The sequence below is a fragment of the Crocinitomix catalasitica ATCC 23190 genome (assembly GCF_000621625.1).
GTDB classification, from domain to species: domain Bacteria; phylum Bacteroidota; class Bacteroidia; order Flavobacteriales_D; family Crocinitomicaceae; genus Crocinitomix; species Crocinitomix catalasitica.
On sequence record NZ_JHXV01000025.1, the window covers coordinates 53,019 to 73,955 of the forward strand.

Consider the following 20,937-nt stretch of genomic DNA (forward strand, 5'->3'; position numbering starts at 1 on the left):
AATTAAATGCAAAGATAAGGTTAATAAAACATAGGATTTGTTAAAGAGGTGTTAAAAGCAGTCACTTACTGACATTGAGACATTTGCAATACTAAAAAAATCAACTTAATCTTTCACCCATTTAAAATCTTATTGATTCGTTTTTAATATTTTTTTATTTTCTACAATCTCATCATTCACTTTGAGTACTGCAAAGTACAATCCAGCGGACAATTCATCTACCTTAAAATCGATAACATATTCACCTTCTGAATAATAGGTCTCATCAATTAAACTTTTAACTTTTACACCATTCACATCATACAGCATTAAAGAAACACTTCCTTGCTTCTCTAATGAAAAACTACAATACAATTTATTTATAAAAGGATTGGGATAAACGTTTAAAGTTGCCAATTGATTGTCATGACACAATGTATCATCAAGCCATTCTAACCTATCCAATGTCCAATTTTTAAGATAATTTATTTCATCCTCATAAGTATCACCAATATAAAAATTGGGCCAAATATCTTCTCCAAGAATATCCCATCTTTCAAAATTTCTAATTTGAGATTCATTTAATAAATGTGCTAATGAGTCTACCATTCCCATTATAGATTCATCACTAAACTGATCTTGTCTTATTTCACTCCAACGCTTACATATTTGGATTTTAAATAATCGATCTTCAAGTAATCTGCCCCACCACCAGGGTATAGGCTCACTATTCATATGCAAATCGTCTGATTTAAATCCAGCCCTATAATGGGCCATACCAAACGTCAGATTAAAATCCCAAACTGGCCCCATTTTAAGTTTACCACCGTTGCTGTCCTTATCCTTATGTAAAAAGGTACTTAAGAAATAACCATCAATATTTTTAGAAACTTCGTTAATTATAAAAAAATCGATGAAGGAATTGACGTCAATATATTTTCGATACCCGTCTTCTAAATCAGTAAAACTATCTGAACTTAAAGCGGCTTCAAAACTATTGATATAATCATTAATATAAACAATTTGCTCAGCACCAATAGAATCAAACTTAGGATAAACAAATTGAAATGGAATATCTCCGACATTCGACCGAAAAATCGTATCAAAACTTCCCGTATTTTTATCTATCTTAAGGATATATCCGCCAGTTAAATCATCACCATTTAATTCGTCAGAATTTAGACCAGAAACATCTACTCTATTTTCATCTTTCTTTATCTTCTCAATCAAAACAAAAACTCCACGGTAGGAACCGTCAATTACCAATTCACATAACTTTGTTCGCGGAGCATAATGGCCTAACCTCCTTGAAAGTTCGTAGGAAAGCACATTTCTTATCAACGTTTTATCAGAATAAGGAGCATATAATACCCAATCATTTTCAGCAGGCAACCCCAATAAAGAAACATCCAACGCATTCCCCTGCTCATCTTGCGTTTCAAATCCGTATGATTTTTTCGGAAACGATTGCGACATTGAACCTCGAAATTCTATATTTATTTGGCCAGCATAATCGGTAAAAGGATCAGTAATATAATTTCTATCCCCCTTAAGATTATTGATAATACCCATATCAACCACAGAACGAACTTTATCAAAAATAATTCGAGGACCAGTTTCTATTACAATGATTGGAAGGTTAGATGATGTAAATTCCACTTGCGAAAACAAGCTTAAAGGGAACTGCAAAAAGAACACAAACAGTAGGAGAAAGTTTCTAATATTTTTTTTCATTCACATAATAAGTTAGGCACTCAAATGCAAACACGTAAATAAACCCCAATAGGTTAGCCGATTATATACTTTTTTTCACCTCAGAAACTATCTTATTGCCGATTTTAATTTAATTCAACTGCCCAATTTCTGCTTCAACTCGATCACGATGTAACCATATATCAACACCCAAAACAATTTTAACTGTTTTAAAATTAGTTGTCAATATCCGCATCATACTTTTCAGATCCTGGTTGTCATTTTTATCCAAGCATGGATCAACCAAAATTATCGTGCGACTTTGATGTAAAATAAAACAAGAAATTGCAATGCCGTTTTTAGATGAATAATAAGTATTTACTGTGTCATTTTTAGATAATATATCCGCAACAATTTGATGCGCCTTTGGCAGCTCGACTGGCAAATACTCATTCTTTATGATCTCTTCAGTAAACTGTAAAAAGCTACTCAAAACTTGCACACCTTGGTTGTCTGATAATTTAAAATCTTTAGCTGTAACAGAACTGAATACAACCATTTTTTGAATCGCTCGCGTGAACATCACATTCAATCTATTCGCACCATTAATTTGGTTAACTGGCCCAAAATTCATTCGGAAATCACCGGCAGAATTATACCCATAGCCAATAGATATTAGAATGATATCCTTTTCAATACCTTGTGCATTCTCCAAATTCTTTATCACAATTTGATCCATCGAATCAACCTTATGATTTGCTAATTGTTTTGCAATCTCTTTTTCTTGCTCTTTAGAAAATGTGATAATGCCAATAGTCCCTTTAAATGAAGCTGTAATGGCTGCGCAATACATTGCAATTCGCTCCGCCTCAATACAGTTTTTACCATCATCGAATTTACCATCTACTAAGACAAATTCGATTGGTATTTCTTCCGTTTCGGGCGGCAAACAAACCAATTCATTTTGGTAGAATTCCTGATTTGAAAAACGAATTAAATCAGGATGACTACTGCGATAATGCCATTTTAACATCGCTTGAGGAAAACTAATTTCCCCTTGGTCTAAAAGCGTTTTATTACTCAAATTCGATGTGAAAAACTGACTCGGCGGCATTTGTTTGCTATCACCCACAATAACCACTTGTTTTGCCCTATAAATTGCAGGAATAGCATCCTCTAAAGGAATCTGACTCGACTCATCAAAGATAATAAGATCAAAAAGATCGGGGGTATTCGGCAAGTATTCCGATACAGCTAATGGATTCATCATCCAAACAGGTTGAAGCGCCATTAGGTACTCTCCCGTTTGAGCAACCAAATCTTTAACTGGTAAATGCTGTTGCTTTTTATTGATTTCGTGTAATAAAACCCTTTTTTGAATTTTGTAATTCTTTTTCTCTAGCTTTTCTGCTTCATTCAGTTTATGCTGAGGCGTTGCCAATAAATTTTCTTTGTATTGATAAACCGTTCTTTGCGCTTGCTTAATCGTTTCAATATTCGATTTGAAGATCCATTTATCTGCTTGTAATTCCTCTTTTAACGCAGTTGAAAGGGCCCAACCACTGAGATCCTTAAAAGCAGACTCGAATCGCGTCTCTTTTAATAAATTCTCATAAGCAACAATATATTTTAACTCCCTTATTGGCAACGGATTATTACCAATAAATTCTTGTAAATCATTCGGTAATTTATAGAAATGTTTGATTTCTGGTAACCAATGATTAATAGCAGGAATCATCTTTTTAATATTGGCAATCTGTTCCTGAACATCAATGATTTTCAATTGTTTATCTCCCCTAAACACAAATCGATAAATAGCATTAAACCGATCAATTGCAGGATGAAGATTTGCCAAATCTACGATCAGTTTTTCATGATCTTCTCTGCCTAAAATCTCCAAATACTCATCCGTCGAATGATCATCGAGTTTTGCACGAATGCTAAAGATTAAATCGATCTCATTCTCTGGATCGTTGATATTGAGATTGTGTTTCAATTTGATTTTAATCTCTTCTAATTCACTCCTTAATTGCCATTCTAACTTGAGTTTTTCTAACAATAAAATTTTAGCTTCGTCACTTATGTTCGGGTCGAAATCGGTAAAAGCTGTGCGCAATTGTTCCGGATTCCTTTTTAGTAAATAAAAGATGCCTTTCCGGTTTTTATGTTTCTGTTTATTCTGAATGAGGTCTAGCAAAACAGTAATAGTAGTCTGACTCGGTTTATTTTTCCAGTCTTTATTCGCCTGTTCCGCTCGCTTCAATTGTTGCGCAGTGAGCTGATATTTTTTGGCCCAATTTTTAAAACTTTTGTAAGATTTATGGTCCTTATTCAATAAATCGAGCTGCAATTTATTTACCATATTCAAAACACTTGCAGTAATTGAAACCCTTGTCAGACTTAATATCGTATGATTTAAATTATAGGACTTTTGTACTATAATTATTTTTTCTAAAACCTCTTCCAGTTGCAATAAAAAGGATTCCAATTTTTGAATCGGTTCGTCTTCATTAAACACAGCTTTATTGAGGTTATAAAAGGGGGTTTGACTCAAAGTATTTACAGCAAAAACTGGCAATACTTTTGTTTCAAAATCTTCTAAAAAAATCGATGCATTAAACCAAGTAGAATAGTCTGGAAATTTGCCTTTTGCCTTTAAATTCTCTAGGGACAATGAGCTATCTAGAAGTAATGTGATTAGTTTGTTTAATGTGACATGCTTTGCACGTTCATTCAGCAATAAAGCCGGATAATATTGAACTAAAGGACGATCAGCTGAAATAGCTCTATCTATCTGACTGAAAGCGTCAGCATTCTTGACAGTCTCATACGTTTTTCCCAATTGACTGTAGAATGTTTTTTTCTCATCCTTTTCTGCGTTGAAAAAGGCTATAGATTTATCAATCCCAATTTTCTTTAGTCTTGTATGTACCACGTCAAGCGCCGCTCTTTTTTCAGAGACCAACAAGATTCGTTTCCCTGCTAATAAATGATGACCGATGATATTACTTATTGTATGTGATTTTCCTGTTCCAGGTGGACCCTGAATTACGAGGTTCTGCGTTTTTATTTTTACTAAGATGCTACTTTGCGAATCATCTGCAGGCGCAATTAAATCAATATGATTATCATCAGTATTTTCTTTAGTTATTTGCCCACTTAGAAGATGCTCTATAGTTGCATTTGGTGCTTTAATTATCGCTTCATAATCGGTACCGAGAAGACTTTTTTTATAATTAAAGTTCCCGATTGCTTCTTGCTGATAAATGGCCCAACCCTCAACATCTTCCGAAAATTGATTTTTGATTGTGATGCCTTTGTCTGAGGATTTAAAAAAATTGATCAATAATGTGGCTACTTCACCGATATCATTGGTCAATTCAGGCAAAATAAAATCGAAATATTGTGCAAAATAATGGCGAAGTATAGGATTGACAGCATAGACATCTTCATCGTTCTCTACCACCTTAAAATCGATTTCAATATTCCTTTTTTTTACAATTTTACAAGGTTTGTATATGAGGGGAGAGCAATAAGATTTAATTTCTTTGCTCTCCTCGTTTTCAAATTCCCATTGCAAAAAAAGGTAAACATGCAAACTTGTCTCTAAGCCATATTCTTTCCGATAAAAGTCTGCTTTTTTCGTAAGTTTAGACAAGGTATTTCGATCGAATTTATTGTCTTCAAGCAATGCTAATTTATCTGTATTTACATTGATAAAAGGATTCCTTCGCGAAAAATCGTAAAGTGTTTTTTGTAAATCAACTAATTCTTCTCGAATCCTCATTTTGGTATTAACTTAAGTAAGAAGTTACAGCATCTTCTACCTCTTGATCAACCAAATGTATAACATTTAATCCAATCGATTGAGCACCTTCAATATGTTGAATGCTATCATCGATAAACAATGTTTTACTTGCAGTTAAATTTTGTTCGTCCAAAATATGCTGAAAAGAATCACCGTGCGGTTTTCGTTTCCCTAAAATATGCGAATAATACGTCTGCTCAAACAGCTCCTCAAGCAAATTGATATTTTGAAAGTCTTTTTCTATTTGGTTGCGGAACGCCTCATAATGAATAGCATTGGTATTACTATACAAGAAAATCCGATATTTTTTTCCTATGGATTCTAAAAATTCAATTCGGTGATTGGGCACTTTTAAAAGCATTTTATTCCAAGCTTCATCAATTATTTGATCAGAATAATTCTCCTTCAGTAATTCATTTAAACCTACGCGAAAAACTTCGGGTGTGATTGCACCAATTTCAAGATCATTAAAAAGTCCAACCTGTTGCGCTTGCGAATAAAGGTGTTCGAAATCTTTTTTACCTATTGATTTAAAAGCGTTTATAGTTTTATTATAGTCAAGATCTATAATTACACCACCAAGATCGAATATAATTGCTTCAAGCTTATTTTCCATGTTGGAAAGGTACTTATTTTTTAAAATCTTCAGCTGAGTTAATCAATAGACTTAATTTATTGCAGGTCTACATAAAAAAACAGGTGATTTATTTTGTTAACTTAAAATAATAAAATACATTTGCACCCCTGTTTTGGATAGTTATTATTCGTACAGATAAAATTGGTAAAGCGTTTGTTTCGACAAGCGAACCAAAAAAGGATTTATTGTTATTGAGTACCGACTCATAATCAGAAAGTCCCTGGTTCGATCCGCCTAAGGCGGACCACAGCCTAAAGAAAGAAATTACAAGTTGATGAACTTATAATCATCGGGCCTATCCGCCTGAGGCGGACAAGTAGAATCATCAAAGGATGAAAAGGCTAATTAAAAGGATTTATTGTGATTGGGTTCCGACTCATTATCAGAAAGTCCCTGGTTCGATCCGCCTAAGGCGGACCACAGCCTAAAGAAAGAAATTACAAGTTGATGAACTTATAATCATCGGGCCTATAACTCAGCTGGTTAGAGTATCTGACTCATAATCAGAAAGTCCCTGGTTCGAGCCCAGGTGGGCCCACAATGAAAAAAAGAGTGGAGCATTTCTGCTCCACTCTTTTTTATTTACATTTAATGGCCCCGTAGTTCAATCTCATTTGTGAGATTTAGTTGAACTACGGCACCAAAAAATAATGGCTCCGTAGTTCAACCTCATTTGTGAGATTTAGTTGAACTACAGCACCAAAAAATAATGGCTCCGTAGTTCAACCTCATCCGTGAGATTTAGTTGAACTACAGCACCAAAAAATAATGGCTCCGTAGTTCAACTGAATAGAATATCAGATTTCGGCTCTGAGGGTTGCAGGTTTGAATCCTGCCGGGGTCACAAGAACAAAAGCTTTCCGCGCAGCGGCGAGCTTTTGTTGTTTTGAGCAAGAGTCCAAGCCCCAGCTAGCTGGGATTGAGCGAGAGCGCATAACAACAAAAGATCAAAAAAATCGCAGATTTTTAAAGCTTTTATTCGACCGGAGCCCAAAGGATCACGAGCAAAGTGAGTAATCCGTTAAAAGTCGAAAACACCTATTTTAATTCCTTCATTGGAAACAAATACAACAAGAACATCTAAACCACTTTCGTGTTCTGATTGAGATACTACGCTCCATTCTCTTCTAACCAATTCTCCGATTAGTAAATTTAATATTTATGACTTACCAATCCCCCCCTAACAAATAGCACTATAACTCGTCTATTGATAATTTCATATTACTTTTTAATTCATATTTGTTAATCCTCCCACCCACATAAAGTCCTTTCGTACTTTCCCTTGGCATCTTGTAATGTAACAATCTTAATATCATGTGTGCATGCACTCAATCCTCTACAGTTTTTTGTAAAATGATATTTAGTAGCCGTGGTACTATAACAAATATAAACTGTGGCACCTTCAATTATCACTGGTAAAGATTCATTAGAACTGCTACTATGGCTAATTACACTAAAGAAAAGAAGACTGGTAGATAGGATTTTTATCATTTGAAAGGAGTTCAGGTTTTTAATTGTGTGAATTTAAACATTGCAAAAATTTAAACCTAACTTTTAGCACCAGAAAAACCATGTTTTTCATTTAGGAAATAACACTAATTTATTTAAAAAATGAGTCCCATAAATTCTATTTCAAATATCAAAAACGGATTGCAAAATACTAGGTCATTTCTGTTGAAGACTCAAATAGAGGTTATGGAAATAAGAAGAGATAATAAATTTCTAACATAGCGGATTGACACCAACGGGAAACCCAACTTTGCAATTGGGAAATTTGAGTTTTTTTATTGAAGAAGTGGGTTTAAATTTGAACCAGTATTGAAAATCTTAACTTTCAACATAGATAAAGGGTGTTATTTTAAAATAACACCCTTTTTTATTAATGCTGTAAAATATAACTCATAATTTACCTAAGTAGTATTATTTTTTCTATTTCATGCCAATTTAGAATCATGAACCATAAAATAATGTTCAATTTGTTGAAGTTAGAGTTGACTTTTTGGATTATATTAAAATTCTAATAGTTAACTTGAACAATATTTATTTATCGAATTAAAGTGAGAGGACCATTTAATCTTTGTAATTTTTGAAAAGAATCCGTTGCATATATTGACCAATAATATACACCATCAACACAAAGCGTACCTTCAATCTTACCGTCCCATGGTTCATAAGGATCAATAGATTCAAAAAGCACAACTCCCCATCGATTTTTAATAATGAGATGCCACTCTTGAATTTCGTTAATTTTTATTGGCTTAAATAAATCATTCACACCATCCCCGTTTGGTGTAAAAACATTTGGCATTTCAATAATCACGGGACAATCAATTGTTGAAATTAGGACAGAATCAGTCATTATTCTACATCCGTTATCAACTTTAACAATATAATTACCTGGCTCACCAATTGCCCGTATAGGATCATTGTTTCCATCGTTCCATAAGTAAGTACCGTTTGTTACTTTCACGTCTAACCTTACCTTATGACCATAACAAATTGTCGTATCTTCTCGTAATTCAGGAATTGGACATCTTAAGTGAATATTGTCAATTCCCATTCTAATCTTCTTCGGTTTTTCCCAAGTTCCTGGTATAAATTTAAATGTATGGCTGTAATCTGTTGCCTCAAATTTCATTGATCGATTTTGCCATTCAACATTGACGTCTTGCCACCAAACCTTACTAACAGTTTCTTCTGTTATGTGTATTAAATCATTGTCTAGATAAACAAACCAAAAGCCTGTATCGGATTCGACATCCTTTTGTTTGATTACTGCTTGATAAAATGAAATTTCATATTCTGTTCCAGGGTTAAGTCCAGAAACTGTTTGTTGAATACCTTCGTGCCAAGTGGTATAGGTCTCAACAAAAACCGCATACGAACCTATTAAACAATTCTCACCTATTTGGGGTTTCGCAGCAACACCGATACTCAATCGCGGCCCTTCTATATTCGCCAAATCTGGAGTATCTGTTACACCTTCTGAAGTTGCTTTAGAAATAGGATCAGAAGCAGGAATCCTTTCCCAGCCATCAGGTAATGATCCAGTTCCAGAAATTATGCCATCCAAATGAGGATTCACGAAATCTTGAGCAATTAATTGGTTTGAAAAACCTAGGATAAAGATAACATTAATAAATAAAAAAAATCTACTCAGTTTCATTGAACGCTTCTTAAAAGTTTAGGTTTACTTAGCAACAAATATAATTAAATTCCAATTTTACAGTGAGTAAAGATTTTTTTTACAGATATAAACTTGCCTGATAAAATTTAAAATATTAATTCTGGCATATTTAAAATAACCTCATTTCTAAACTTAAATTTTACCCTACCGAATCCAAAAACTTGATCGTTGAAAATTAATTCTAAATCTGAATTAGACTTTTTTGGAAAAGTCAAAAAAACAGTTTCATAAGGAGTATTACCATAAGTTCTTTCGTGATGTAACAATACACATTTTATTGTATCAGCTCCCGCAACCAATCGAAAATCATCTTGCATATCGTATGATAGATAAAGTGATCTTGTATTAAACTCTTCTGCTGTCGTATAATTATTTTTTATGAAATTGTTCTTTGATTTATTTTCGAATTTTAATTTAAATTGGACTAAATCAGCCAATGATTCAATAGAACTTTGAATTTCAGAAATATTCAAATCGTTAGGATTACTTTGCTTTAAAACTGAATATTCAGAAGTCATATATTGACAAGTCAATGACAAATCTTTCTGTGTATAATTTTTAATTAATTTATTTTCGGCATCATCACACCAATAAACATATTCCTTTGGTGCTAGTTTTGATTTACCACAGGCATATAACCCAATAAGAGCAAATACGCATAAAACTTTAATTTTATTCATGAAATACGAATTAAGAATGCTTTTTTAAATTCTAAAGTTAGTATCATTATTGAAATTTACATACAGTATATCCACTTAATCAATTTTGGATTCTAAAGTTTAAGAAGTTATTAAAAATATTTATTAAATCCTAGAACAAGATGGAGCATTTGTAATCAATTTAACATGGGCATTAAATTTCTTTATCTTTTTGAATATTTATTTTCTTTGACTTAACTAATAAAAAAACTGGAAATACAAATACTAACCCTCCCAACCACACTATCGGCTGAGCCGATACAAAGCTAAGTTACATAACGTCCTGTTATGTGCCCAAAATGGATCACATAACAACATTATATAAAATAGCCCACACCCCATCACACCAGAGTAAATCAAACGTAGTTTGCGCGTTCAGACGGCACGCGAACTGCCTTAGCCAGTATTTTGACAAAGTCTTCGCTTTGCACAAAATAATGGCATTAAATCTTTATGCGCTGGGCAGGTAATGGATTTATCGATATTTTTTAGCTGTGGCTTTTGCCGCAGACAAAAAATATCATAGCCAGAGCCGCGGCGATTGAGCGGCAAAGTGCAACTTGTACACTTCTATCTCTTTTTTAGGCCGTATTTCACGGGCGCGAAGCCTTTTAAGCGTTGTAGCAAACAACTGGCTTGCTGCAACGCTGCGAGAGGGAGACAAGGTGGCAGACAAAGTAGCGATCTCGGCTCAGCCGAGAGAGTGGTGACTGCCTACCCCGAACCTTCGGGGCTGGGGATTATTTTAGCGTGGGGTTTGTGTGCCCCAGCCTTGCCGACCCAAGCGGCGAGCAAAACACATGGAGCGGTTTATTTTTTGGGTATAGGATGTTTTTAATTTTTTGCATCTGCTAAAAATTAAAAATCTGGTGAAAGGGAAAGAAAAATAAAGTTAGCTACTACTGAGGGCGAACCAAGGAAGGGCAAGAAAAAACTAAAAAGCCAACCCTTTTTTAGGTTGGCGTTTAGTTTTTTATTCTAGCGGGGAGAGTCCGAAGACCTTTCTTAGAGGACGGGGTTAATGTGAAGTAGTCCTGTTACTCACTTTTCAGAAGAATTACCTAATCTTCAATAAAAACAATTTGATCAAACAGTTTATCCACCTCATAAATTGTGTCTCCATTTTTATATAATAATTCCGCGTTTCTGCCGATGTCAATCATTTTATTATAATATGTTACTTTAGATTCAGGTAAAAAAAAATCCAATCCAACAAAATGAATTAATTTTGTTTCATGTGCATTTAATTTTACATAACTATTACCTCGAGTTTTTGGTAATAACAAAGAATCATTATTATAAATGAATATAAACGCACCTTGATTCTCAATGTAAAAAGTATCAATATCAGCTGTATTATTAACAATTTCAATAACGAACCGTTCATAAGGTCTATTATGGATAAATTTTTCACTATCCCTTAAATGAACCTCTAAACTTTTCCACCTTATTTGAATCAGCTCACTATTTAAACTGTTTCTTTTATGAAAGGTACAGCTGGACAACAGCAATAGTAATGACAATATTACAATATTAATATTTAGGTAAATATTTTTCATTTTTACTTTTACTTTTACTTTTATTAATTCTAATGGGTTTTGTTTTCGGTAAAAGTTTAACCTCATTATAAACCCAACGACCTTTCATATCTGTATTGCCACCTGCGATAGATATTGTTATGTCGAAAAATTCTTGCATCTTTTTTCTCCAAACATCTAATAATACTTTATCATCAATTGCTCCAAGATAAGATATCATATTATTTATTACATGTTCTTTGTAACCTCTTGTTACATCATCCCATGAATCGTGATGAATCTGATACCAATATGTGTCCAAATGTCTTACAGCACTTTTTTGACTATCCCATTCGGTTCTCAATATTTTTTTTTCACCAGAGCGATTAATATATAAATGATTCTTTGCATGATGAGACTCATGAACCATAACATTTATTAAATTACCGTAATCATTAAGAAAATCTGAAAAATTTAAATCTTCGTCATATGTTAAAAAGATTTTCTTCTTTCCTCCACTCCAATTTGTGTGCATTACTGCGTTATTATTTTTTGTCACGCCAATGTCATAAGTTATTTTATTATTCTTCGCATAATAATCACCAATACCTTGGGCTGCATTTACTTTAATTATTCCATTTGAGATATTATTGAACAAGATTGCACCACCAGCGCCATGGGCAACATTTCTATCAATTAAACCATTACTTTTTTTGAGGTTGGCAACATCAGCATTTGTTAGAATATAAATTTTCCTTGTAGACTTATTATCACTACCAATAAATTTACCCGCAGAATTAAAATAATCATCATCTCCATTTGGATCAATTCTATTTGTCGGGTTATTAGACATAGATATGAATGGACTTTTGGAAGCATATTTCCACGCCAACGGATCCAACGACTTCCATCTCCCCAGCCTCGGATCATACTGCCTAAACTGCGTAGTATAACTATTCCCACTACCAGAAACTTCTTTATCAGTTTCCATCCCATTAAACGCATAACGGTACTTTTCACTAATTGATCCGTTTCTACCAGGCATTGTCATCCCGTAAGGGTAATAATCTGAATACTGCACAACATCAGCTTCAAAATAATCTATTACCCCCGCAGTTAAATCGTCTTCCACCGCAATCTTCCTATCCGACACCACTTCCATGACATTGCCTAAATGATTGATAAGTTCATAATACTTTAAACCAAGTTCTCTTTGTGTATAACAATCACCTGCAGTGAACGCTTGAGTTTCAGTAATTGTAACTAAAGGGTCAGATGAATAAGTAGTTATTGTTCCTTCAGGAAAAGCTCCAACACTTGTTTCTATCACTTCTATCGTTGCATAATAATATTCACCCACTATACTTTCACTTATTAATGAGGCGTGTATATCTAAACCACTACTATTAATATCTGTAATCACAGCCATCGCACCAATATCTGGAGAACGCCAAAGAGCCTCATCCGCAATCGTTGTGCCATCAAATGTTATAATAACACTACCCGCTTCCCAAAACAATTCGTCTGACGGCCCCTTTATCTCAAAAACAAAACTACCCAAACCTCCATTATTACAAGGCTTAGAGGCTTCTGAACCTGAAACGGTAATATTTTCTACATCAATCCCTAAACGAGAACCACCATAGATCATACTTTCCGTTTTTTGTAAAGTTTTATCTTGATCGTTTTTATCTAGTTCATAAATTGCCATAGTTGTCCCATTTGCATCACTTGCATAATAGGTATACTTCCATAGGTTGGATGTGTTTAACGTCGTACCTGTTCTAGTCATTTCAACTTTTAAGGTACGCATGCCCATAGGGTCATACTCAAAATATAAATCGGATTGTTCAGAAGAACCTGTTCTATAAATTCTCTTTATTTTCCCGCTCGGATACCAATCAATATAATCTATTTCTTCATCCTTATCTGACTTTAGGGATCCATCATCATGATATTCATAATTATCTTCTACTTGATCAGACTTTATATCACCAAAGTCAACTGGAATTCCTCCAACCAATAAAACTTCACTATCATTAAAGTCTTCTACTCTTGTCAATTTATTCGTTAATTCGTCGCCATAATCATACTTAAATTTATCCATTCCATTGTCACTATGGTCATCTCCGACAACGTAATCATTCATTCTAATTAAGTCAGTAATATTTCCATTAGCATCGTAATCTACATGTACTTCGTAGTTTCCTAAATTCCCTGAAAATTGATCCGTTGTAAAAGTTTCAAAATCATCCCTAATAGCAGAAGCAAGACTATTGGTTGAAGTAATATTATCATGCGTGTAAACATGCATATCTTTGAACCTATGCAATTGGTCATATCTATAAGCATTGGCATGAACATTTAATTTATCCCCTTCAAAATCAGTTAAATTTGTGATTAAAGAGGTGATATTTCCATTGTATAAATTTTGCCGAGTGGCATCTGTTAAGAATGTACCAGCTAATTCTATTTGCATATTATCAAAATCCGTTTCTCCATCTGATATTGCAATATAATCATTTTTATAATATCCAATAGTATATGCGAGCGCATCTTTAGCAACCAGTCCATGAATTTCATCCTCATTAGCTGAGTATTCTGTTGGACCATCTCGTCTCCCATCTCTTCCCATATCATTTTCAGCATTTAAAACACCGGAATTTAAAGTTTTTAACCATCCGTGTAACGTATATGCATAATCCATACCTTGCACTTTCATTTCACCTATTTCTGTCCGGGCTAAATAACCATCTTCTCGGTATTCATAATTTACATCACGATCCCAAATAATTCCTTTAGAGGAGGTAAAGACTTCTTTCAATCGATTATCCCCGTCATATACATATTTATGAATGTATTGATCTGGCTTGCCTTTTTGATAATAAATATAATTTGGGTTTCCGCTAATTAAATCATATTCATAATCTACCTTTCTAAATCTATTACTGTATTGTGCCAAGGCATTAATCTCTTGTAAGTATGATTGTACATTTCCATGAACATCATATTTATAATGGTTTACATAATCTGGATCTGGATAAATCCATTCGCCAGCTGTTGGTGTAACATAACCACTAATAACAGATGTTGCTACAATACGATTTCTTGTATGTCCATAACCACCAGCTAAAAATTCCAATGAAGCAGCAGCACTATATTCTGTATCATAATGCATTAATGTAATGTTATTTTTAATAATTGGAGTACCACTATAAATTGTTTCATCTAACCAGCCAGGTAATAAATATATATTTTTTGCACGTTCTCTTGTCATAGTCTGAGGATGGCTAATTTCACCCACTTCATAAACTCTACCTAACTCATCATAACGCGTATATGAGTAAGCTTCAACAGCCAATCCAGTATCATAAGCATCAGTTATTATTCCGCGTTGAAAATCTTCTTGTTTGGCATTTTGCGAAACGACTAAACGACCAACATGATCATAAAAATATTTACTTGTACCACCATCTGGTGTATTCACTTCAACAACTTGATTTAAACTATTGTGTTTATATGTAGTTTCAAATGTATGCTCAGGGTAAACTGGAGGATTACTGCCAGGATCTGCTAAATGATCTATTAATTCTTCTATTTTATCTTCATCTAATTTATGAACGCCTTTTGGCGATACTGTTTTTACTAAATTACCAGATTGATCATAATAAAGCAAGGTGTAATGATACCTATTAGCAACATATTCTACATTAAATTCTTCGTCTACTTGAGTACAACTTGATATATAATCACGAATAAAGGCTGCTTTTTTCTCGGCAATATATTCTTCATAATTTTCTTTCCCAGCTAGTTCTGCCTCTTTAATCATAAGATCCAAGCAGTCATCCTCATCATAAATTGCCTCTCCTGAGCAAATTTTAAAACTAGGGTTGCCTGAACGAGTTGTGTAATGATCTGTAATAAAATCATAACAAGGCATATTTATTCTGATTTGTACAATTTCAATTGAACCATCAGGCAACTCTATAGAAGCATCAATATAAAACCTATCTAATTCTCCAAGGTTGATTGCCGTTAGAAAATAAATCTCACCAAATTCAAGAATATTATTAAATGCGTCTGTTGCATTGGCAAATTCACCTACACCAGAAGGGTATCCATCCGTAAAAGTGGCAGTTAATGTACAATTCCCATCACAAGTTGAATTTGAAATATTAAAACTTAAACTTGAACCAGTTACACTTGGTGTATAATCATAAGTAGCTACATCTTCATCACCGCACAAGTAAAAACTAGCATTTAAATACTCAGGTAAAGTGTAAAGGTTAAAATCTGATTGATCCGATGCTAACCCAGCTGTCGTTAACTTATTCAATAAATCTCTAATTTCTTTGGTTTTTGGATCAAGTAAGTGGTAAACTTCAGTTCCTGAAACATTTTCTAGTGCATTACAATTAGCTATTAATTCTAATAAATTTTCATAAGTGAAATCACTTCCATTTATTTCATTCACATAGGCCACAAACAGTTCGGGATGTGTAACATAGGTAACATCATCTTCTCCAAGCGCTGTAAAATCTGTAGTAAAGCCAGATAATAATGCAGTACCACCATCAAACAAACTTGCACAATCAATACAATGAATATCGCAAGGATAAGTATTAGGGGTGAAAATTTCTGCAGCATTCAATGCATCGATTTCAGCTCCTTCAAGAATGTCGTTATTTGTTCCTGCATTGTCAAATGCATCACACTGGCATTTTTCAGCTTCATAATCAATTGGTAAAAATCCATTTTCATCTTCAAATTCTTCTGCAGATGCCGATGCTAACAATAAATTACATGCACAATCGTCTAGATTTGTAATAAGTGACTCTGAGCCATCTGTCGACCTTGGATTGGTTATTAATAAATGTGAACATTCTAATGTTTCAGCTCCAACTAAATCAATAATTACATCTTTAAATGAATTATAAACCCTATTTGCCTTAATGGGATCAGAGTCATCTGTTACTGTTCCATTATCAACCTGAGTAGGAAAAGGCCATTCATTATCACAACCGCCAGCACATACTTCAATTAATTTTAATTTCACTAAATCATATGTCTCTTGTCCTGTTGCCCACGTTTCTTCTTCTCCATCTAGAAGTACTTCACAACCTTCCAACTGCCTCATCCATTCATCAGCCAAACCTTCACATTGTGATAAACATGCGTCATCAATAGCATCTTCCGCCACCTCTACCCCATCATAGGCATCAAAGTCAAATTCTTCAAAATCGAAAAATGCACTTTCATAGTCAAAATAACGTGGAAATTTATCTTGAAATGGATAATAGGGCATCCCATCAACAACAACTTCACAAGGTAATTCATTTAATTTTCCAATACAATCAACATAGGGTGAACAACCCGAACCTGTCACAAAAACAGCCTGATCTTTAAGTAATTCTATAATTCTAAATCGTTTAGAAAAGTACAAAGAACGGAAAGCTCTCCAGTGCTTGTCTTTATTGCAACCTGTACCAAAAGTCACTAAAGAAGGGTCATCACCACATATATATATTGCATATTCGTAAATATCATACTCTAATGGATCAGCATACACATAGGATTCGTTTAAAATAACTTTAATCGCTGCTAGTAAAACAGGATCAGTAGGTAAGCTCAATAATGCCTCATCAAAATCAGCAGAACATCCACCAATTTCAAAAATTTGATCACCGTCACCTGATAAAATTGGTAAAGGATTTAACAAACCTAGTGAACATGCTTCTGCATAAGTATCAACTGAATTCAATAAATATTCATAATCATAGATTCCTGAATTATCTCCACAAAATTCAAAATAACAATATTCAGGGTGAAGATGAGTAAATTGTTTAGCCCAACTATCTTTCCAACTATCAGCAAATTGGGCCAGGGTGATTCCTGTATAAGGAGGCCCTACTTCTTCACCTGCACCATTTGTCATTGTAGAAACTGTTACCCCATCTATTTCTAAAAAAGGTGCATAGTCGCGCCAATCCGTAATGTCGTCATCTATAAATAAAGCATTCAATAAGGCTGTTGCTTCATCATCACCATCCAGATGTGCCAGAATATAATCTTTAATGCTATATTGACCTCCTTCTTTAAAGTCTGCCTCCATTAATGGCTCTAAATAATCACACGGATTAGTTATTTCACAGTCAGCCACATATACCTCTCGAGCAGCATTATAATCCTCTTCATCTAGACTTGGATTTTCTTCTAAATAAGTTGCCAAAGTTCCATTTTCAGTAATAAAAGCATACTCACATGGGTCAATATCATCGCAATCAGTAGGATCAATATATGTTAACGCCTCATTAATAAAGAAATTTTCTGAAAGTAAGCATGTTGAATTTTCTTTATATAAATCCCAGTAATAATCAATCGGATCACGCGAAACTATTAACTTTTTTCTTATTTGATAATCGCCCATTTTCGGGAATTTGATTTGAAATTCACTCGCTGCTATACCATTTACCCCGCTAAAAGTTAATGGTGTTTCATTGCAACTACTTGGATCAAACTCTACGATGCTACCAACAGTATATGAAAGATTTACCATTCCTCCTACACTTATTGCTTCACCTTCTCCATTTTTTATCACACAATTCGGATCATCTGATTTAATTGTAATTACCATATCGTAAATGCAATCAAAACAAAGATCAACCTCAGGCACTAGACATTCTGCAAAATTTGCTGCTTCAAATTCATATTTAAAATCATATGTAACCCGCTCATCTTCTACAAAATGTGTGTGATTGGTTTCTATAACCCCTTCAATATCATCGGGTACATTATACCGTGATAAGTCTTTAGTTACTGTCGGATATTCTTCAGGGTCACCCCCAAGATTTCCTTTAATTTGGTCTAATCCATTTGGAGCTTCTCCTGCCATATATGTTGCAATAGTCCTACCCATAGGATCAACTATTGCCATACTTAATTGCCCATGAACATCTTTAGTTATTACTTTCGTATAGTTTTCGGACGATGCCGCATCGTTTCCAAACAACTCGTAAACCTCTAAACCATCAGGTGTTGTGTAATAGTATTCTGTATAGTGTGGAGCCCTATCCTCCGCATCTACTGTTACATCACCTAGCTGGTGGTCGGGACCAAGCCCTCCTACTCTTTTTATCCGACCTGTTGGATCATCCGCATATTGCACTTGAACAAAAGGATACCCTTCTGCATCTGGTAGATAAGCATTTGCACCTTCTTTGTCAGGATTATCGGCACTATAATAATTAGCAGCTCCAGCGGAATAAAAAGAATTCATTGGTGGTGCAGCTAAAAATTCTCCACATAATATTTCTGGATCTACAACATCTACGTCAAAATGCTCTTTTCCATAAGGGACACCATCTGCAAACATATTTAGATTATCTACATACCCAAGTGTACTTTGATCTACGGGTGCACTCATTACCCCAATAGCTGGTCTTCCATAGTGATCATAAATAGTGGAACCCACTATAATTTTATCCTGACTATTTAATTTTGCTTGAGACTGCCTTGGTTTAAGTACTCCATCCATATATGTTACACCAACACTTCTTACTCCCCCTTCAATAAAAGACATTCCAGCACCATAATTAATTTCATTTCCTTCATGTGCTGTTATCGCAAAATAATTAGAAGCGTTACTACCAAAATCTGTAACTATCCCTGAACTACCATATAAACTTGCATTATCTGAATTCCATCTTCCCTCTAATGGAATTTTAAAATCATCACCTCCACGACCAACGCCTCTATACCTGACTAATATAAACCCTTCTCCATAAACTAAAGGTATGTTATAGGTGTTTTGACCACTAATCCTAACACGCGTTGCGTTTAAATCAAAATCGTATTCAACTTCGGATGATAAAAGTAATTCTGGGTCACCTGAACCGTCCACTGTTCCCTTATATCTATTTACCCAAGTCCACTCCAAATCATAATCTTCTGCGCCCTCCATAAATGGCCAAACTATTTTAAGCTCATCGTCAACTACTTCAATTGAAGTCCCTTCTGAAGGATATTCTAATTGATTAAAAGGGTAATATCGTTCGGTTATTATCTCTGATTCTAAGAATAAACAACTTGGAAGTGAACTTGGGGACGACGTTCTAATAATTTCTACCCAAACTTCACCAACTAACTTTTCAATCGAGACTACTTTAATTTTCACCTCTAAACCATTGCTGAATGGATATACTGATCGATCTTGATAAGTTGTGCCATTTGCTGGGTCATAATTTACTTCAAGTACTATACCATCAACCGAATTAGAGTGAATTTCAGAACCTACCAATTCTTTATAATCAACATCAATTGTTATACGATAAGCATAAGATGTACCCCAATAGACCATATCAGACTCATCAATTCCAAATGTGATAGAATTGCTAACCGATGCGACTGAGAATTCTGATTCCCAAACCTCGTCAATCATCATCCAATATTTATTATCAGCAATATCTAAACTTAATTCGCTATCTATTAATTGATACAAATCATCTTCTTGAGCACGAACATTAACTGGCTCAATACCGGCAATAGCTGCGTCGTTTATGACTAACAAAAGTACCGTTAAAATAATTTTGGCTATGTTTCTCATCTTGGTTATTCTTTTTTTAATAAACCACAATTGTTTAAATTGAAATTATTGCTAAGACCAATAAGTCAGGTATTAACTATTTTTTTCATTCCTATATATTGTCATTAATACTTTATTTTAAGTTTTGATCAGTTATAATATGATAATGACTATAATCCCCACGGCCTTTAAATCGTCCATTTTGATCGACATTCAGATACTTCTCAATTGAAAACACAATAGGATCAATTTCTGGGTTCATTTTAAAATTTTCGTATTTTAATTGTGTTACTACTTTTACTTCACCTTCTCCAAAATCCATTGGATGTCTATAATAATTACGCATTATTTTTAGATAACCGTTTAAATCATAAATCACATCAATTTGAGAAATAGTAGGGAGATCTAAATAATAACTATACCCATCCTTAATTTTTTTTACTTGACTAACATTGGCTGATAAACTATCCAGATTAACGGCTGATGGTATATTCTCAGTATTGAGATTACTTTGAACAATAATTACTTCTGAAAGTTGATCTACTCTCAGCTGGTATTTGCGATTAATCAGGGTAATATTGTCGAATTCTTTCTTATAAAAATTTTGATCCTTGCGGATTAATACACCATTATCAGAATCGTCAGGATTTTCAAAATTTATCGGATCATAATAAATACTGTATTCAACATCAATCTTAAATTTTTTTAAATCAATATACAATTGGGTACAATGTTTAAGTGCTGAAATTGCTATATCCTTATCATTTTCTTTAATAGATGTTCGACTAAATGAAAATAGGAAAAAGAATAGGACTGAAAAAAATATGTATCTCATTGT

General features: G+C 33.9%; 9 protein-coding genes and 2 tRNA genes. 2 read left to right on the forward strand and 9 right to left on the reverse strand.

Translation table 11 applies throughout. The annotated features are described in order from the left end of the window. Positions 1–129 precede the first annotated feature (129 nt). From T367_RS0114215 to T367_RS0114225, 3 genes are all read right to left on the reverse strand, one after another. Positions 130–1,713 (reverse strand): CotH kinase family protein, encoded by a 1,584-nt coding sequence (locus T367_RS0114215; RefSeq protein WP_084274435.1) that lies wholly within the window; start codon positions 1,711–1,713, stop codon positions 130–132. A gap of 109 nt (positions 1,714–1,822) precedes the next feature. Next, a complete protein-coding gene (locus tag T367_RS0114220) occupies positions 1,823–5,458 on the reverse strand; it encodes a DEAD/DEAH box helicase (protein ID WP_027420455.1) in 3,636 nt (1,211 codons plus the stop codon). A 7-nt stretch (positions 5,459–5,465) separates the two neighbouring features. Then, positions 5,466–6,095: an HAD family hydrolase gene (locus T367_RS0114225; RefSeq protein ID WP_027420456.1), complete on the reverse strand. Its 630-nt coding sequence runs from the start codon at positions 6,093–6,095 to the stop codon at positions 5,466–5,468. 485 nt (positions 6,096–6,580) lie between these two features. Here T367_RS0114225 and T367_RS0114230 point away from each other — a divergent pair. Then, positions 6,581–6,654: transfer RNA gene (locus tag T367_RS0114230), tRNA-Ile, on the forward strand. A gap of 232 nt (positions 6,655–6,886) precedes the next feature. Next, positions 6,887–6,960, forward strand: a tRNA-Arg gene (locus T367_RS0114235). Positions 6,961–7,358: 398 nt separating this feature from the next. Here the strand turns inward: T367_RS0114235 and T367_RS24550 are convergent. From T367_RS24550 to T367_RS0114260, 6 genes are all read right to left on the reverse strand, one after another. Next, positions 7,359–7,607 carry a hypothetical protein gene (locus T367_RS24550; RefSeq protein WP_072032210.1) on the reverse strand — a complete coding sequence of 83 codons (249 nt, stop codon included), beginning with the start codon at positions 7,605–7,607 and terminating at the stop codon, positions 7,359–7,361. 553 nt (positions 7,608–8,160) lie between these two features. Further along, complete coding sequence (locus T367_RS24065) at positions 8,161–9,282, reverse strand: T9SS type B sorting domain-containing protein (protein WP_051568564.1); 1,122 nt, start codon at positions 9,280–9,282, stop codon at positions 8,161–8,163. A gap of 107 nt (positions 9,283–9,389) precedes the next feature. After that, on the reverse strand, positions 9,390–9,983 hold the full coding sequence (locus tag T367_RS0114245; RefSeq protein WP_027420457.1) for a hypothetical protein: 594 nt from the start codon (positions 9,981–9,983) through the stop codon (positions 9,390–9,392). A gap of 1,079 nt (positions 9,984–11,062) precedes the next feature. Then, positions 11,063–11,560 (reverse strand): hypothetical protein, encoded by a 498-nt coding sequence (locus T367_RS0114250; RefSeq protein ID WP_027420458.1) that lies wholly within the window; start codon positions 11,558–11,560, stop codon positions 11,063–11,065. Beyond that, positions 11,535–20,120 (reverse strand): RHS repeat domain-containing protein, encoded by an 8,586-nt coding sequence (locus T367_RS0114255; RefSeq protein WP_027420459.1) that lies wholly within the window; start codon positions 20,118–20,120, stop codon positions 11,535–11,537. Before T367_RS0114255 ends, T367_RS0114250 begins: the two co-directional genes overlap by 26 nt. Positions 20,121–20,232: 112 nt before the next feature. Then, positions 20,233–20,934, reverse strand: a complete 702-nt coding sequence (locus tag T367_RS0114260; protein WP_027420460.1) for a hypothetical protein — start codon at positions 20,932–20,934, stop codon at positions 20,233–20,235. Positions 20,935–20,937 lie beyond the last annotated feature (3 nt).

Bases quoted from the DNA above. Each gene is read 5' to 3' on its own strand.
- T367_RS24550 (WP_072032210.1), bottom strand. From the start codon at position 7,607: ATGATAAAAATCCTATCTACCAGTCTTCTTTTCTTTAGTGTAATTAGC.
- T367_RS0114250 (WP_027420458.1), bottom strand. From the start codon at position 11,560: ATGAAAAATATTTACCTAAATATTAATATTGTAATATTGTCATTACTA.
- T367_RS24065 (WP_051568564.1), bottom strand. From the start codon at position 9,282: ATGAAACTGAGTAGATTTTTTTTATTTATTAATGTTATCTTTATCCTA.
- T367_RS0114255 (WP_027420459.1), bottom strand. From the start codon at position 20,120: ATGAGAAACATAGCCAAAATTATTTTAACGGTACTTTTGTTAGTCATA.
- T367_RS0114215 (WP_084274435.1), bottom strand. From the start codon at position 1,713: ATGAAAAAAAATATTAGAAACTTTCTCCTACTGTTTGTGTTCTTTTTG.
- T367_RS0114220 (WP_027420455.1), bottom strand. From the start codon at position 5,458: ATGAGGATTCGAGAAGAATTAGTTGATTTACAAAAAACACTTTACGAT.
- T367_RS0114260 (WP_027420460.1), bottom strand. From the start codon at position 20,934: ATGAGATACATATTTTTTTCAGTCCTATTCTTTTTCCTATTTTCATTT.
- T367_RS0114245 (WP_027420457.1), bottom strand. From the start codon at position 9,983: ATGAATAAAATTAAAGTTTTATGCGTATTTGCTCTTATTGGGTTATAT.
- T367_RS0114225 (WP_027420456.1), bottom strand. From the start codon at position 6,095: ATGGAAAATAAGCTTGAAGCAATTATATTCGATCTTGGTGGTGTAATT.